This is a genomic window from Mesorhizobium sp. Pch-S, from assembly GCF_004136315.1.
Taxonomy (GTDB): Bacteria; Pseudomonadota; Alphaproteobacteria; order Rhizobiales; family Rhizobiaceae; genus Mesorhizobium.
This window is the reverse complement of record NZ_CP029562.1, coordinates 3,969,959-3,983,628: the sequence shown is the minus strand read 5'-3', so window position 1 is coordinate 3,983,628 and position 13,670 is coordinate 3,969,959. Positions and strand designations below refer to the sequence as shown.

General features: G+C 61.7%; 14 protein-coding genes. 13 read left to right on the top strand and 1 reads right to left on the bottom strand.

Annotated features, from left to right (window positions below; genetic code table 11):
* Positions 1-29 precede the first annotated feature (29 nt).
* The 8 genes from glyA (at position 30) to C1M53_RS18700 (ending at position 5,696) form a co-directional block, all read left to right on the top strand.
* Entirely contained in the window at positions 30-1,334 is a 1,305-nt protein-coding gene (gene glyA, locus C1M53_RS18735) for a serine hydroxymethyltransferase (protein ID WP_129413608.1), read from the top strand.
* Between the two features lie 183 nt (positions 1,335-1,517).
* Positions 1,518-2,165 (top strand): response regulator transcription factor, encoded by a 648-nt coding sequence (locus C1M53_RS18730; RefSeq protein WP_129416251.1) that lies wholly within the window; start codon positions 1,518-1,520, stop codon positions 2,163-2,165.
* A 196-nt stretch (positions 2,166-2,361) separates the two neighbouring features.
* Complete coding sequence (locus tag C1M53_RS18725; protein ID WP_129413607.1) at positions 2,362-2,679, top strand: hypothetical protein; 318 nt, start codon at positions 2,362-2,364, stop codon at positions 2,677-2,679.
* A gap of 10 nt (positions 2,680-2,689) precedes the next feature.
* The gene (locus tag C1M53_RS18720; protein WP_129413606.1) at positions 2,690-3,070 is read left to right on the top strand and encodes a hypothetical protein; all 381 of its coding nucleotides are present in this window, start codon (positions 2,690-2,692) and stop codon (positions 3,068-3,070) included.
* Positions 3,071-3,079: 9 nt separating this feature from the next.
* A complete protein-coding gene (locus C1M53_RS18715) occupies positions 3,080-3,247 on the top strand; it encodes a hypothetical protein (RefSeq protein WP_165358000.1) in 168 nt (55 codons plus the stop codon).
* Positions 3,248-3,258: 11 nt separating this feature from the next.
* Entirely contained in the window at positions 3,259-4,653 is a 1,395-nt protein-coding gene (locus C1M53_RS18710; RefSeq protein WP_129413605.1) for an amino acid permease, read from the top strand.
* Positions 4,654-4,701: 48 nt separating this feature from the next.
* On the top strand, positions 4,702-5,415 hold the full coding sequence (locus C1M53_RS18705; protein ID WP_129413604.1) for a hypothetical protein: 714 nt from the start codon (positions 4,702-4,704) through the stop codon (positions 5,413-5,415).
* The gene (locus tag C1M53_RS18700) at positions 5,412-5,696 is read left to right on the top strand and encodes a hypothetical protein (protein WP_129413603.1); all 285 of its coding nucleotides are present in this window, start codon (positions 5,412-5,414) and stop codon (positions 5,694-5,696) included. The genes C1M53_RS18705 and C1M53_RS18700 overlap by 4 nt, the downstream gene beginning before the upstream one ends.
* 102 nt (positions 5,697-5,798) lie before the next feature.
* Here C1M53_RS18700 and C1M53_RS18695 read toward each other — a convergent pair whose 3' ends face one another.
* On the bottom strand, positions 5,799-7,163 hold the full coding sequence (locus C1M53_RS18695) for an NAD(P)/FAD-dependent oxidoreductase (RefSeq protein ID WP_129413602.1): 1,365 nt from the start codon (positions 7,161-7,163) through the stop codon (positions 5,799-5,801).
* Between the two features lie 273 nt (positions 7,164-7,436).
* On the opposite strand from C1M53_RS18695, the gene C1M53_RS18690 reads away from it, so the two are divergent.
* The 5 genes from C1M53_RS18690 (at position 7,437) to C1M53_RS18670 (ending at position 13,669) form a co-directional block, all read left to right on the top strand.
* Positions 7,437-9,800, top strand: a complete 2,364-nt coding sequence (locus tag C1M53_RS18690; protein WP_129413601.1) for an aminomethyltransferase family protein — start codon at positions 7,437-7,439, stop codon at positions 9,798-9,800.
* 342 nt (positions 9,801-10,142) lie between these two features.
* Positions 10,143-10,517, top strand: coding sequence for a hypothetical protein (locus tag C1M53_RS18685; RefSeq protein ID WP_129413600.1), 375 nt, complete (start codon positions 10,143-10,145; stop codon positions 10,515-10,517).
* Positions 10,518-10,530: 13 nt separating this feature from the next.
* Complete coding sequence (gene folD, locus C1M53_RS18680) at positions 10,531-11,415, top strand: bifunctional methylenetetrahydrofolate dehydrogenase/methenyltetrahydrofolate cyclohydrolase FolD (RefSeq protein ID WP_129413599.1); 885 nt, start codon at positions 10,531-10,533, stop codon at positions 11,413-11,415.
* Positions 11,416-11,500: 85 nt separating this feature from the next.
* Complete coding sequence (locus tag C1M53_RS18675; RefSeq protein WP_129413598.1) at positions 11,501-13,180, top strand: formate--tetrahydrofolate ligase; 1,680 nt, start codon at positions 11,501-11,503, stop codon at positions 13,178-13,180.
* Between the two features lie 90 nt (positions 13,181-13,270).
* Positions 13,271-13,669, top strand: coding sequence for a group II truncated hemoglobin (locus C1M53_RS18670; protein WP_129413597.1), 399 nt, complete (start codon positions 13,271-13,273; stop codon positions 13,667-13,669).
* Position 13,670: the final 1 nt, after the last annotated feature.

Genomic DNA, 13,670 nt, shown 5'->3' with positions numbered 1-13,670 from the left:
GGCGCCAGGCGCCAGAAAGGATTGGACGCATGAACATCCCGGCACGACCCGGCCTCGGCGGCCTCAGCCAGTTCTTCCACAGTGGCGTTGCTTCGACCGATCCGGCGGTCAGCGCCGCCATGGCGCGCGAGCTCGACAGGCAGCGCGACGAGATCGAACTGATCGCCTCCGAGAACATCGTCTCCAAGGCGGTCCTGGAAGCGCAAGGTTCGGTGCTCACCAACAAATACGCCGAGGGCTATCCCGGACGCCGCTACTATGGCGGCTGCCAGTATGTCGACGAGGTCGAGGAGCTGGCACGTGAGCGCGCCAGGCAATTGTTCGGCTGCACGTTCGTCAACGTGCAGCCGCATTCCGGCAGCCAGGCCAACCAGTCGGTATTCATGGCGCTCATGCAGCCGGGCGACACCTTCATGGGATTGAACTTGGCGGCAGGTGGCCACCTCACCCATGGTTCGCCGGTCAATCAGTCCGGCAAGTGGTTCAACGTCGTTTCTTATGGCGTGCGCCAGCAGGACCAGCGCATCGACCTGGACGAGGTCCGCGATCTCGCGCTCCAGCACCGGCCGAAGGTGCTGCTGGCTGGCGGCTCGGCCTACCCAAGATTCATCGACTTCAAGGCGTTCCGCGAGATCGCCGATGAGGTCGGCGCCAAGCTGTTCGTCGACATGGCGCATTTCGCCGGTTTGGTCGCCGGCGGCGTCCACCCCAATCCGCTCGAACATGCCCATGTGGTGACGACCACGACGCACAAGACATTGCGGGGACCGCGCGGCGGCATGGTGCTGTCGAACGACGAGGAGATCGGCAAGAAGATCAATTCGACCGTCTTCCCCGGCTTGCAGGGCGGACCGCTGATGCATGTCATTGCCGCCAAGGCGGTGGCCTTTGGCGAGGCGCTGACGCCTGAATTCAGGACCTATGCCGCCCGCGTCGTCGAAAACGCCAAGGCGCTCGCCGAAACCCTTGCTTCCGGCGGCGTCGATATCGTGTCCGGCGGCACCGACACGCATCTGATGCTGGTCGACCTCCGGCGTAAAAACCTTACCGGCAAAGCGGTGGAGGCTGCCCTGGGTCGAGCCCACATCACCTGCAACAAGAACGGCATTCCGTTCGACCCGCAAGGACCTGCGGTAACCTCGGGCGTTCGCCTCGGCACGCCGGCCTGCACGACGCGCGGGTTCCGCGCCGAGGAGTTCCGTCTCGTCGGTCGGTTGACCATGGAGGTGATCGACGGCCTTGCCGCCAATGGCGAGCACAACAACAACCGGATCGAGAATGAGGTGCGGGAGGAAGTCGAGGCTTTGGTGCGCCGCTTCCCGATCTACGACTAAGCATGATCCCGAAAAGTTGCAGACTTTTCGGACCAAGATCATGCGGCAAACAAAAGGATAGAGCGGAATGCGATTCAGTCAGTTCGCATTCCGCTCTATCCAGGTCGCGCTGGAGCCTGTGGGAAGCCGATGACCGCTGTATGGAAAGTTCAGCATCCGGGTTGGGAGACCGATGTCACGCCCATGACGGGAGAGAAGAAATTCAGGGTTCTGATCGCGGAACGCAATCCGCTGGTCGTCGCAGCACTTGGTGACATGATCCACCGAGACAGCCGCTTCGACATGGTCGGTTCCGTGCAGGCTGGCGAGGCATTTCTCGAAGCTGTCTCCCAGGGAGAACCCGGCTTCGATCTTGCCGTGCTCGGCTGGAAGCTTGCCGACATGGATGGAAGCGGTGTGCTGGCCGAATTGCAGCGCCGAAACCTGCATGCGCGCGTCGTCATTTTCTCCAACGACCACGACATCGCCATCCTCAAGCAGTGCGTGCGTCTTGGCGTGCAGGGCTTCTGCTACCAGTTCGATGATCCCGCCATCCTGTTCGACACGCTGATCGCGGTCGCCCACGGCCGCATCTGCATCCCCTATGTGGATGTTTCGCGCATCAACGACACGCCGCTATCGCGGCTCACGCCCCGCGAACGCGAATTGCTGGCGGTGCTGGCGGACGGATGGACCAACCTGCAGATCGCCACGCGCACCGGCATCTCGGAGAACACGGTCAAATATCACCTCAAGAACCTCTACGACAAGCTGGACGTGCGCAACCGTGCCATGGCGGTGGCGCTGTTCGCCAGCGAGCGCAGCAGAGGCCCGCATATGGGTCCGCAATAAGTTTCGTCCTCCCCTCAAACACCCTCTCGGCAATTGCGAAGGATCGTCTTCGCAGCGCAGCAGCGAACTGATGCGGCGCAACATGCGCTTTTCCTTGACAGTTTGTCGCAGTTTCTAAATATTCCCCTTGGGCAAATAGTTTTCTGCAAAATCAACAACGATGCCCCGCAGTCGCGCAGCCTCATGGGAGGGGAATATGGATGCGACATCAAGCCAGCATGCTGGTTCGACTACACTTGACGAACGAATAGACCGGATGCATGGGCGCGACCGCCTCGGCGCGATCGCATTCGTGGCAGCCATCTGGCTGACCATCCTGTTCGCCCTTTTCACCGTCTGGCCCTACATCGAAGTGCCCGGCATCCGCATCATCCTGGCGGTTGCTGCCGTCCTCGTGCTTGGTCTCAACACAGCGGCCATCGCGGCGATGCTGCGCCACTACAGCGACGACAAGCACTTCATCTACGGCCTCGACCTGAAGCATCTCGACGAGATGCGCAGACGCCGAACTTGAGGGGAAACCGATGGCCTACAAACCTCCGAAACAAAGCCTTGCCGGGCAGATCTTCGACGTCTTCGTCCTTCTCGTCCTGACGGTCGGCGCACTCTACATCCCGCTCTACATGGGGCTGGCGGGAGCAGCCAAGACACCGCAGCCGATCGCCAACCCGACCTGGGAAGCACTTGGCCAGAACGCCACCGAACAGCAGCAATGGGCAGCACTCGGCATCACCGATCCTGCCGCCGCGAGTGACATCATCACCGCCCGCTTCGACTACTCCTTCAGCTGCGTCGCGCTGATCGTGATGGCCGTCTTCGTCATCGGTTATTTCGTCATGGTCGTGCGCCTGTCCGACAAGGAATATCGCGAAGTCATCGAAGAACGCTTCGGCCCGAAACGATAGGAGCGCGCGATGGATATCTGGAACATCCTCGAATACGCCGCCTGGGCGCTGTCTGCGCTGTTCGGCGCCTTGATGCTGATCGACCTGATCAAGGTCGACACCACCTACGACAACGACCTGCTGACCTCTTCGCGTGAAGGCGAGATCGAGGCCACGGCCGAGCGTCACACGATCTAGGGAAAACGGCGATGGCAAATGTGACTTCAACCGCCGCGCCGGAGCGGCTCCAGCTTCTGCGCGTTCTTGGCCCTGCCCATGTCTGGGCACTCGGCGTCGGCATCGTGCTCGTCGGCGAATATATGGGCTGGAACTTCTCGGTCGGCAAAGGCGGCATGATCGCCGGTCTTGTCGCCTGCTGGGTGGCCGGCCTGCTCTACACCTGCGTCGCGATGATCGATTCCGAGGTGACCTCCACGGTCGCCGCGGCCGGCGGTCAATACGCCCAGGCTAAACACATCGTCGGGCCGTTGATGGCCTTCAATGTCGGCCTCTTCCTGGTCATGGCCTACACCATGCTGGAAGCCGCCAATGCCATCACCGTCGGCTTCCTGCTCGACACAGTCGCCGGCATGCTCGGCCATTCCGGCCTCAACCAGAAGCCCTTCATCATCCTTGCCGTCATGTTCCTGGCCTGGCTGAACTATCGCGGCGTGCTGGCAACCCTGACCTTCAACCTCGTCATCACCGCGATCGCCTTCGTGTCGATCATCGTGCTGTTCCTTTCCGTGCAGTTCGGCGGTTCCGCCGTGCCACTCGACTTCTCCGCCATCACCAGCGACCCTCTGCCCTATGGCTGGGTCGGCATCGTCGCGGCCCTGCATTTCGGGCTCTGGTATTATCTCGGCATCGAGGGCACTTGCCAGGCCGCTGAAGAAGTGCGCTCCCCTGCCCGCTCGCTGCCGTACGGCACGATGGCCGGCATCATGACGCTGCTGATTGCCGCCACCCTGACCTGGTATGTCTGCTCGGGCCTGATCCCCTGGGAATATCTCGGCCAGGCGGGAACGCCGCTGTTCGACGCCGCCCGCGTAACCGGTTCCACCGGCCTGATGATGCTGCTCTTCGTCGGCACCACCTTCGCCACGCTCGCTTCGGCCAATGGCTGCATCAACGATGCCTCGCGCGCCTGGTTCTCGATGGGCCGCGACCGCTATCTGCCGAGCTGGTTCGGCGCCGTGCATCCGACCTACCGCACGCCGTACCGCTCGATCGTCTTCCTGGTTCCGATCGCGCTCATCTTCGCGCTCGGCGCGCCGCTTGACCAGGTGGTGACCTTCTCGATCCTGTCGGGACTGCTCGGATACACCTTCATGACCTTCAACATGGTGATGTTCCGCAAGAAGTGGCCGCTCGACAGCATCAAGCGCGGTTACGTGCATCCATTCCACCCGATCCCGGCGTTGTTGCTGCTGGTTCTTTGCGCCACTGCCTATGTCGCGGTGTTCCTCGGCTACGGCACCCAGCTCATCGCCATGATGTGCTTCTACATCATCGCCTCGCTGTGGTTTCATTTCTGGCGCTATCGCTTCGTCAAGCGTGGCGACCAGTTCACCATGCCGTGGCCACGCCCGAACGGTTATTGAGCTAGAGATGCCGCGCGCTGGGAACCCGGCGCGCGGCTTCGGATTATCATGATGGTCACCAACCTCCTCCTTGCCCTGGTCGCCGCTATTGTCGTCACGACACTGGCGGCGATCGCCATACGCGACCAGCGCAGGCTGGCCAGCCAACGTCGCGGCCTTCTCGATCAGGTGTCCGACATTCTCGACAACAGCCGTGTCCACCTCGCCCGCGACGGCTTCCCCATGCTTGATGGAAATCTCTCGGACGGCAGGCGGCTTCGCATCGAACTGATCGCCGACACGCTCGTCTGCCGCCGGCTGCCGCAACTGTGGCTGAAGCTGACGTTGGCCGAACATTCTCCCCAAAACCGGCCATCGATCGGCGCGCTGGCGCGTCCGACCGGGGCCGAGTTCTATTCGCTGGTCCACGACCTGCCGGAATGGCTCCCGCCCCCGCGGACGGACACATCGATGCTTATGCGCGGAGATGGCACGGCAACGGCGGCCGAGGTCGAGCGAAGCGGTTCGATCTTCTCGGCGCTGTTTCGCAATCCTGCCGTCAAGGAAGCCGTCATCACTGCGAAAGGTGTGCGCCTGATCCGGCAGGTGGCTGAAGGCGATCGCGGCGCGCATCTGCTGTTGCGCCAGGTCCGTTTTCCCCTCGAGGCAGTTTCACCCGACCTCCTGCGCACCGCCATCGCCGAAGCACAGTTGCTGTCGGAAGCCCTTGCGGACAGCAACACGAAAACGAGGACGACAGAGCCGATGGAAGCCGGAGAATGATCAAACGGATCAACCCCTATCTGGTCCTGGCTTTGGCGGTCGTCTTGCCAGGTGCCGGCCATGTCGCCATTCGAGAGGCACCGCGCGGACTGGTGTTTGCGTTCTTCGTGCTGTTCTTTTCGGTCCTGACCTACATGACGACGACACCGGACCAATCCTTCATCGGACGCCACGCCGGTGGCCTGTTTGTCTGGGCGCTTTCCCTTCCTGACGCCTATCGTCGGGCACGCATGAGATACGCGATGGCCGATCGAACAGCTGCGACATCTGCGAACCGATAGAGCCGTGGACTAGCCCATCGAAAAGGCCCGCCGCGATATCGCGGCGGGCCTTTGATTGTGCTGCGTGGCTGCCCATTCAGGCGAAGATGCTGATCGGCCAACTCACTCCGCGGCGACGGACGAAGCGGTGCGCAGATAGGATTCGAGTGAATCGTCGAGTGCATCCTTCCATGGCGTGTGATGCGCCGGCGCCATCGTGCCAGTGATGACCGAGCGGTAGGAGTGGTTGCGGAATTCCATGATGCCGTGCTTCTTGTGTTCCTTCCACTCGAAGAAGGCCTGATTGGCGCCATCGACGTCGAAACTCGGATAGTCGGTTTCCGCGATCAGTTCCTTGACGTAGTCGCCCTGGTATTCGATCGCATCGTGCGCGTCCTTGCCGGCATCCTCGCGCGCCACGCGATCCTCGACGTCGGCGATCATCTCCTGCTTGCCCGAAGGCATCTTGATGCGACCGAGGATGACGTCACGTGTCCACCAGGCCTGTGCATCGAACATGTTGAAGGTGAACCACTGGTCCTGCATGCCGATATAGAACAGCGCCGGATTGTGGACATAAGCGACGCCCTTGTAGAGATCGGCGGTCGCCAGCCGGTTGGCGGTCCTCAGGCGCAGGTCGTCGGGCAGGAACGGGAAGTGGTGCTTGTAGCCGGTGCACAGGATGATCGCATCGACGCGTTTCGTCGATCCATCCTTGAAGGTGGCCGTGTTGATGTCGACCTTCTCCAGCAGCGGCTTCTCTTCCCAGTTGTCCGGCCATTCGAAGCCCATCGGCGCGGTACGGTAGCAATTGGTGATCGACTTGGCACCGTACTTCCAGCACTGCGAGCCGATATCTTCTGCCGAATAGCTGGTGCCGACGATCAGGATGTCCTTGCCGGTGAATTCGCGGGCATCGCGGAAGTCGTGGGCATGCAGGATGCGGCCGTTGAAGCGATCGAAGCCGGGGAACTCGGGAACATTCGGGGTCGAGAAATGGCCCGAGGCGACGATGACATTGTCGAATTCCTCGGAATAGCAGTGGTCTTTCGGCAGGTCCTGAACGGTGACGGTGAACTTCCTGGTCTGTTCATTCCAGGTGACCATGCGCACGACGGTCTCGAAGCGGATCCATTTGCGAACCCCGGCCTTCTCAACCCGGCCCTGAATGTAGTCGAAGAGCACGGCGCGCGGTGGATAGGAGGCGATCTGCTTGCCGAAATGCTCCTCGAAGGAATAGTCGGCGAACTCCAGCCCTTCCTTGGGGCCGTTCGACCAGAGGTAGCGGTACATCGAACCGTGGACAGGCTCGCCATACTGGTCGAGGCCGGTGCGCCAGGTGTAGTTCCACAAACCGCCCCAGTTGGCCTGCTTCTCGAAGCAGACAATTTCCGGAATGTCGGCGCCTTTCTCCGCGGCGGATTGAAATGCTCTCAGCTGTGCCAGGCCCGACGGGCCGGCTCCAATCACGGCGACGCGCGCTTTCATACGGAAACACCTCCCAGTTCATTTCCATAGCGAAAAAATTTTCACTGTGATGATAATAACGCGATTTCGTTGCTGTCAACAAGCTTCGTGCCGAGCAACGCCGGCAAAGCTTGCTGCGCCTGGCATCCGTGGCCAGGAGTGGACGAAAGGAGGAGACCCGAAACCCCGCGGATCGCACATGCTGGTGAAAACCCAGGCTTGCGTGAGAGGACGAAACGGGTATTCTCTAGATTGAAATTATTTTACACACGGGCAAATTCGTGTGAGGTGGTCATGCAGCAGACAGCCTATCCCACCGTGGTCGCCGGGCCACCCCGGCCGAGCCTGATCTTCCAGCCCGGACTGCTTCTGCCGGGCACAGAGCGCTATCATGTGCCGGGTGGCAGCGCCATCGTTATCGACGTCGACGTCGGAGACAAGATCAGCATCCGCAATGCGGAAGGTGGCCAGCCCTGCGAACTGGTCGCCTTCGAGCAATCCGGCCGCGCCGATACAGGCATCATCGGGGCCAAGAGCAACAGCAACGCTGCCGGCCTCAAGATCCTGCTGCTCGGCGGCGATGACAGCCTGCACGCCTTGCGCAACGGTCTGGAACGCCGAAAGCTGCAGTTGGCCAATGCCGAAGCCCTGCGTATCTTTTCCAGCACCACGCCCGCCGGCACCGAAGAGAGCTTCACTGCAACGCGTGACGGCTCGCTGGTCATTGCGGCTCCCGGCGGCCCGATGGCGGTGGATGAGCACGACACGGCGACGCCGCTGGTGGTGTTGGTTCGGCGCGCGACGATCCGCACCAAGAGGAGGTCAGAGCTACCCGATCCGCTCGCCGACCCGGTGCTCGACCTACGGGTCAAATCGCGCACGGCGGAAGCTTACTTCGTCAAGGCCGGCGACTACATCCAGATCATCGACGTCGATGGTCGCCAGTGCACCGACTTCCAGTGCTTTTCCGCACGCAAGCTCGACAAGGGCCGCGATCTCGCGCTCGACGTCACCGCCACGCGCTCCCTGATGGGCCATGCCTATCCGATGCCAGGGCTCCATGCGAAATACTTCGATCAGGATTTCGAACCGCTGGTCGAGGTGGTGCAGGATACCTGTGGCCGCCATGATGCCTTCGCGCTGGCCTGCTATGCCAAATATTACGACGACATCGGCTATCCGGGTCACATCAACTGCTCGGAGAATTTCAACGGCGCCCTCGCCCCGCATGGTGTGACCGCCCGCGGCGGCTGGATGGCGGTGAATTTCTTCTTCAACACCGGGATTGACGCGCACGGTGTCATGTTCTCCGACGAGCCGTGGTCGCGGCCGGGCGACTACGTGCTTCTGCGCGCACTGACCGACATCGTCTGCGTGTCTTCCGCCTGTCCGGACGACACCACGCCGGCCAATGGCTGGAACCTCACCGACATCCATATCCGGACCTATTCCGGACAGCACAAATTCTCCCGTGCGATTGCCAGACGAGTGACCCCGGATGCAGAGCCAAAGATGACCCGCGAAACCGCCTTCCATTCCAGCTTCGCCAAGCACACCCGCAACTTCATTGAATACAAGGGTTACTGGCTCGCCAATTCCTTCGCCAAGGAAGGACCGCTGCAGGAATATAGGGCCTGCCGCGAAAGGGCCGTGGTGATGGACCTTTCCGCTCTGCGCAAGTTCGAAGTCACCGGTCCGGATTCCGAGGCCCTGCTGCAATACACACTCACCCGCGACGTGAAGAAACTCGGCATCGGCCAGGTCGTCTACACCGCCATGTGCTACGAGCACGGCGGCATGATCGACGACGGTACCTTGCTGAGGCTCGGCAAGGACAATTTCCGCTGGATCGGCGGCGACGACTATTCCGGCCAATGGCTGCGCGACAAGGCCGAGGAGTTGGGCCTCAAAGTCCTCGTGCGGTCTTCGACCGATCAGATGCATAACATCGCAGTGCAGGGTCCCAAGAGCCGCGACATCCTGAAGGACATCGTCTGGACACCGCCGCATCAGCCTTCGCTGGCCGAAGTCGAATGGTTCCGTTTCACCATCGGCCGCATCGGCGATTCTCAAGGCGTGCCAATCGTCGTCTCGCGCACCGGCTACACAGGCGAACTCGGCTACGAGATCTGGTGTCATCCGCGCGATGCCGAGAAGGTTTTCGACGCGGTCTGGGAAGCCGGCCAGCCACATGGACTGGTGCCGATGGGCATGGCCGCGCTCGACATGGTGCGCATCGAGGCGGGCCTGATCTTCGCCGGCTACGAATTCTCCGACCAGACCGACCCGTTCGAGGCGGGCATCGCCTTCACGGTGCCGTTGAAATCGAAGACCGACGACTTCATCGGTCGCGAGGCTTTGATCCGGCGCAAGGAGAACCCGATCCACAAGCTCGTCGGCCTCGAGATCGACAGCAATGTCGATGTCGGCCATGGCGACTGCGTCCATATAGGCAGGGCACAGATCGGCGTGGTCACCTCGTCGATGCGTTCGCCGATCCTCGGCAAGAACATCGCTCTGGCAAGAGTAGACGTCACACATTCCGAAGTCGGGACAGAAGTCGAGATCGGCAAGCTCGACGGCCACCAGAAGCGCCTTCCCGCCCGGGTCGTTCCTTTTGCCCACTACGACCCGCAGAAGACCAGACCACGTTCCTAGAGTGCCGCGCGTCCTTTTGGACGCGCAAAGGTCGCTCTAGCACTTTGATTTGGCGCCTGATCCTTTCCGAAAATCGATTCCGATTTTCGGGGTCATGCGCTAAGGCCGTTTATAGGCGGATCGTTTCACTCCCTGGGCGATCCGCCTTTTTTCTTTTCCGGCCGCACCGGCCGCCCTGTTTTCAGACATCGCGATCATGGTCGAAAGGTGGATGATTTCCACCGAAACACGCCTTGCCTGCCTTTTCCTTATGTGCAAATATCTTTCCCAAGATGCAAAGAGCGAAACCGTACTCCAATCGCCTGGGCGTCGCGAAAGCTCACTCGAGACGACGAGGCAGCCGTGCCGAAAGTTTTGTATGACCTTCACCAGGGCCACGCCCCGATCACCCTGCATCAGGCCTTCCAGGACGCCACGGACACGCTTGAGGGAGACGGCGACGCGCAGGAGCCAGCGGTATTCGTCGAAGGCTGCGCGGTCCCGGTGACCGCCGTCTTCGGCGCCATGCTGGAATGCACCGACCTGATGCCCTTTCGCACCCGCGAATCCGTCAACGTCGTGCTTGCTGCAGCACGCGAAGGCGCGCTGATCGACAGCGGCGACATCTACGCGCGCGGCGCGCGGCTGATGCTCTCTTATTGCCGCCGGCGCTTCGGGAATATCCCCTCGCCCGGCTGTCTCGACACTGGCGATCTTTCTCAGCGCGCATCGAACTGACAGAGGACGTTCCATGAGCACGATCATCGACGGCAAGGCTGTCGCCGAAGAACTCGTCGCCGGCATCAAGACGGCGACGCAGGACCTTGTGGCGAGAACCGGCACACAGCCAGGCATCGCTGTCGTCATCGTCGGCGAAGACCCTGCCAGCCAGGTCTACGTTGCCTCCAAGGGCAAGAAGGCCAAGGAATGCGGTTTCCACTCGATTCAGCACACGCTGCCTGACGACACATCCGAGGAAGACCTGGTAGCGCTGATCGAGCGGCTCAATGCCGATGACGCCATCCACGGAATCCTCGTGCAATTGCCGCTGCCCAAGCAGATCGACGCCGGCCGCATCATCCAGACCATTTCGCCGGACAAGGACGTCGACGGCTTCCATTTCGTCAACGTCGGCAAGCTGGGTGCCGGCGAACTGGAGACGGCTTTCGTGCCCTGCACGCCAGCAGGCTCGATGCTGCTGATCGAGCGCGCGCTAGGCCGCGACCTGTCCGGCCTCAACGCAGTCGTCGTCGGTCGCTCCAACATCGTCGGCAAGCCGATAGCCAATCTGCTTCTGGCAGCCAACGCTACCGTGACCGTCGCGCATTCAAAGACGAAGAACCTGCCCGATCTTTGCCGCACCGCCGACATTCTCGTCGCCGCTGTCGGCCGCCCCGAAATGATCAAGGGCGACTGGGTCAAGCCAGGCGCGGTGGTGATCGATGTCGGCATCAATCGGTTGCCACCTGGCGAAAACGGCAAATCGCGCCTCGTAGGCGATGTCGCCTATGACGAGGCTTTGCCCGCGGCAGGCGCCATCACCCCGGTGCCGGGAGGTGTCGGGCCGATGACGATCGCGCTTTTGATGTCGAACACTCTGACGTCGGCCATGCGCGACGCAAGCCCGCGCGCCTGAAGGGACCATTCCGCGATAGCAGGAATTAGGCCGCACCGCGGCGATCAACACCGGGAACGGATAAAGACAAGGGAGGAGAGCCCTCATGGCCGAGTACAAGAGTGACATCGAGATCGCGCGTGGCGCGAAGAAGCAGCCGATCCAGGCGATTGGTGAGAAGATCGGCATTCCGAGCGAGCATCTACTGCCCTACGGCCATGACAAGGCCAAGGTCTCGGCCGAGTTCATCAAGTCGGTCAAAGGCAACAAGGACGGCAAGCTGATCCTGGTCACCGCCATCAACCCGACACCGGCCGGCGAAGGCAAGACCACCACCACGGTCGGTCTGGGTGATGGCCTCAACCGCATCGGCAAGAAGGCCGTCGTTTGCATCCGCGAAGCCTCGCTCGGACCCAATTTCGGCGTCAAGGGCGGTGCCGCCGGCGGCGGTTATGCCCAGGTCGTGCCTATGGAAGACATGAACCTGCACTTCACCGGCGACTTCCACGCCATCACCACCGCCCACAACCTTCTGTCGGCCCTCATCGACAACCACATCTACTGGGGCAATGAACTCGGCATCGACATCCGTCGCGTCGCCTGGCGCCGCGTCATGGACATGAACGACCGCGCGCTGCGCCAGATCATCGTCTCGCTCGGCGGTGTCGCCAACGGTTTCCCGCGCGAGGCCGGCTTTGACATCACCGTCGCCTCCGAGGTGATGGCGATCCTGTGCCTTGCCACCGACCTGAAGGATCTCGAAAAGCGCCTCGGCGACATCATCGTCGCCTATCGCCGCGACAAGACCCCGGTCTATGCCCGTGACCTCAAGGCCGACGGCGCCATGGCGGTGCTGTTGAAGGATGCCATCCAGCCGAACCTGGTGCAGACGCTGGAGAACAACCCTGCCTTCGTGCATGGCGGCCCCTTCGCCAACATCGCCCATGGCTGCAACTCGGTGGTCGCCACCACCACCGCGCTCAAGCTCGCCGACTATGTCGTGACCGAAGCCGGCTTCGGTGCCGATCTCGGTGCCGAGAAGTTCTTCGACATCAAATGCCGCAAGGCTGGCCTGAAGCCGGCCGCTGCCGTCATCGTCGCCACCGTGCGCGCCATGAAGATGAATGGCGGGGTGAAGAAGGAAGACCTCGGCCAGGAGAACATCGAGGCGGTGAAGAAAGGCTGCGCCAATCTCGGTCGTCACATCGAGAACGTGAAGCAGTTCGGCGTGCCGGCGGTGGTTGCCATCAACCACTTCGTCTCCGACACCGATGCCGAGATCGAGGCGATGAAGGCGTTCGTGGCGGCGCAAGGGGCCGAGGCGATCCTGTGCAAGCACTGGGCGCAGGGCTCCGCCGGCATCGAGGAGCTTGCCCACAAGGTGGTGGAGATCGCCGAGAGCGGCGCCTCGCAGTTCTCGCCGCTTTACCCCGACGACATGCCGTTGTTCGAGAAGATCAACACCATCGTCAAGCGCATCTATCGCGGTGACGAGGCGATTGCCGACAAGGCGATCCGTGATCAGCTGCACCAGTGGGAACAGGCCGGCTACGGCAACCTTCCCGTGTGCATGGCCAAGACGCAGTATTCCTTCTCGACCGATCCGAACCTGCGTGGTGCTCCGACCGGCCACACGGTTCCGGTGCGCGAGGTCCGTCTTGCCGCCGGTGCCGGCTTCGTCGTCATCATCTGCGGCGAGGTCATGACCATGCCCGGCCTGCCCTCCAAACCATCCTCGGAGAAGATCTTCCTCAACGATCAGGGCCAGATCGAGGGGCTGTTCTAAAGGGAATGGCAGTCGGCAATCGGCAGTAGGCAGTCGGGGTATCGTTCTTTTCTGACTGCCGATTGCCTACTGCCGATTGCCTCGTTTCAAATGACACTACCGGGGAAGCTTTCACTCTACGAAGCCATCGGCGGCGATGATGGCCTGGATCGTCTCGTCCAGGCCTTTTACGACATCATCGAACAGGACGAGGATGCGCAGGAACTGCACCTCCTCCATCGTCGCGGCCATGGTGTCGCCCATTCCCGTATCGAGCAGTTCGACTATCTCTCCGGTTTTCTCGGCGGTCCCCAGCACTATGTGCAAAGGCACGGTCATTCGCGGCTGCGCGAGATCCACGAGCACGTTCCGATCCGGCCTAAGATGCGCGACCTCTGGCTGAAATGCATGGCAAAGGCGGTGGCGGAGGCCGGCATTGCCGAACCGACCGCCAGCCAGCTCATGCAGCATCTGGGGCGGGCGGCCGAGGTCGCCCGCAACCAGGATTAGC

Excerpts from the sequence above, each read along its gene's own strand:
- C1M53_RS18695 (WP_129413602.1), bottom strand. The coding sequence starts at position 7,163 with ATGAAAGCGCGCGTCGCCGTGATTGGAGCCGGCCCGTCGGGCCTGGCA.
- C1M53_RS18670 (WP_129413597.1), top strand. The coding sequence starts at position 13,271 with ATGACACTACCGGGGAAGCTTTCACTCTACGAAGCCATCGGCGGCGAT.
- C1M53_RS18715 (WP_165358000.1), top strand. The coding sequence starts at position 3,080 with ATGGATATCTGGAACATCCTCGAATACGCCGCCTGGGCGCTGTCTGCG.
- C1M53_RS18690 (WP_129413601.1), top strand. The coding sequence starts at position 7,437 with ATGCAGCAGACAGCCTATCCCACCGTGGTCGCCGGGCCACCCCGGCCG.
- C1M53_RS18730 (WP_129416251.1), top strand. The coding sequence starts at position 1,518 with ATGACGGGAGAGAAGAAATTCAGGGTTCTGATCGCGGAACGCAATCCG.
- C1M53_RS18710 (WP_129413605.1), top strand. The coding sequence starts at position 3,259 with ATGGCAAATGTGACTTCAACCGCCGCGCCGGAGCGGCTCCAGCTTCTG.
- C1M53_RS18675 (WP_129413598.1), top strand. The coding sequence starts at position 11,501 with ATGGCCGAGTACAAGAGTGACATCGAGATCGCGCGTGGCGCGAAGAAG.
- glyA (WP_129413608.1), top strand. The coding sequence starts at position 30 with ATGAACATCCCGGCACGACCCGGCCTCGGCGGCCTCAGCCAGTTCTTC.
- C1M53_RS18700 (WP_129413603.1), top strand. The coding sequence starts at position 5,412 with ATGATCAAACGGATCAACCCCTATCTGGTCCTGGCTTTGGCGGTCGTC.
- C1M53_RS18720 (WP_129413606.1), top strand. The coding sequence starts at position 2,690 with ATGGCCTACAAACCTCCGAAACAAAGCCTTGCCGGGCAGATCTTCGAC.
- C1M53_RS18725 (WP_129413607.1), top strand. The coding sequence starts at position 2,362 with ATGGATGCGACATCAAGCCAGCATGCTGGTTCGACTACACTTGACGAA.
- C1M53_RS18705 (WP_129413604.1), top strand. The coding sequence starts at position 4,702 with ATGATGGTCACCAACCTCCTCCTTGCCCTGGTCGCCGCTATTGTCGTC.
- folD (WP_129413599.1), top strand. The coding sequence starts at position 10,531 with ATGAGCACGATCATCGACGGCAAGGCTGTCGCCGAAGAACTCGTCGCC.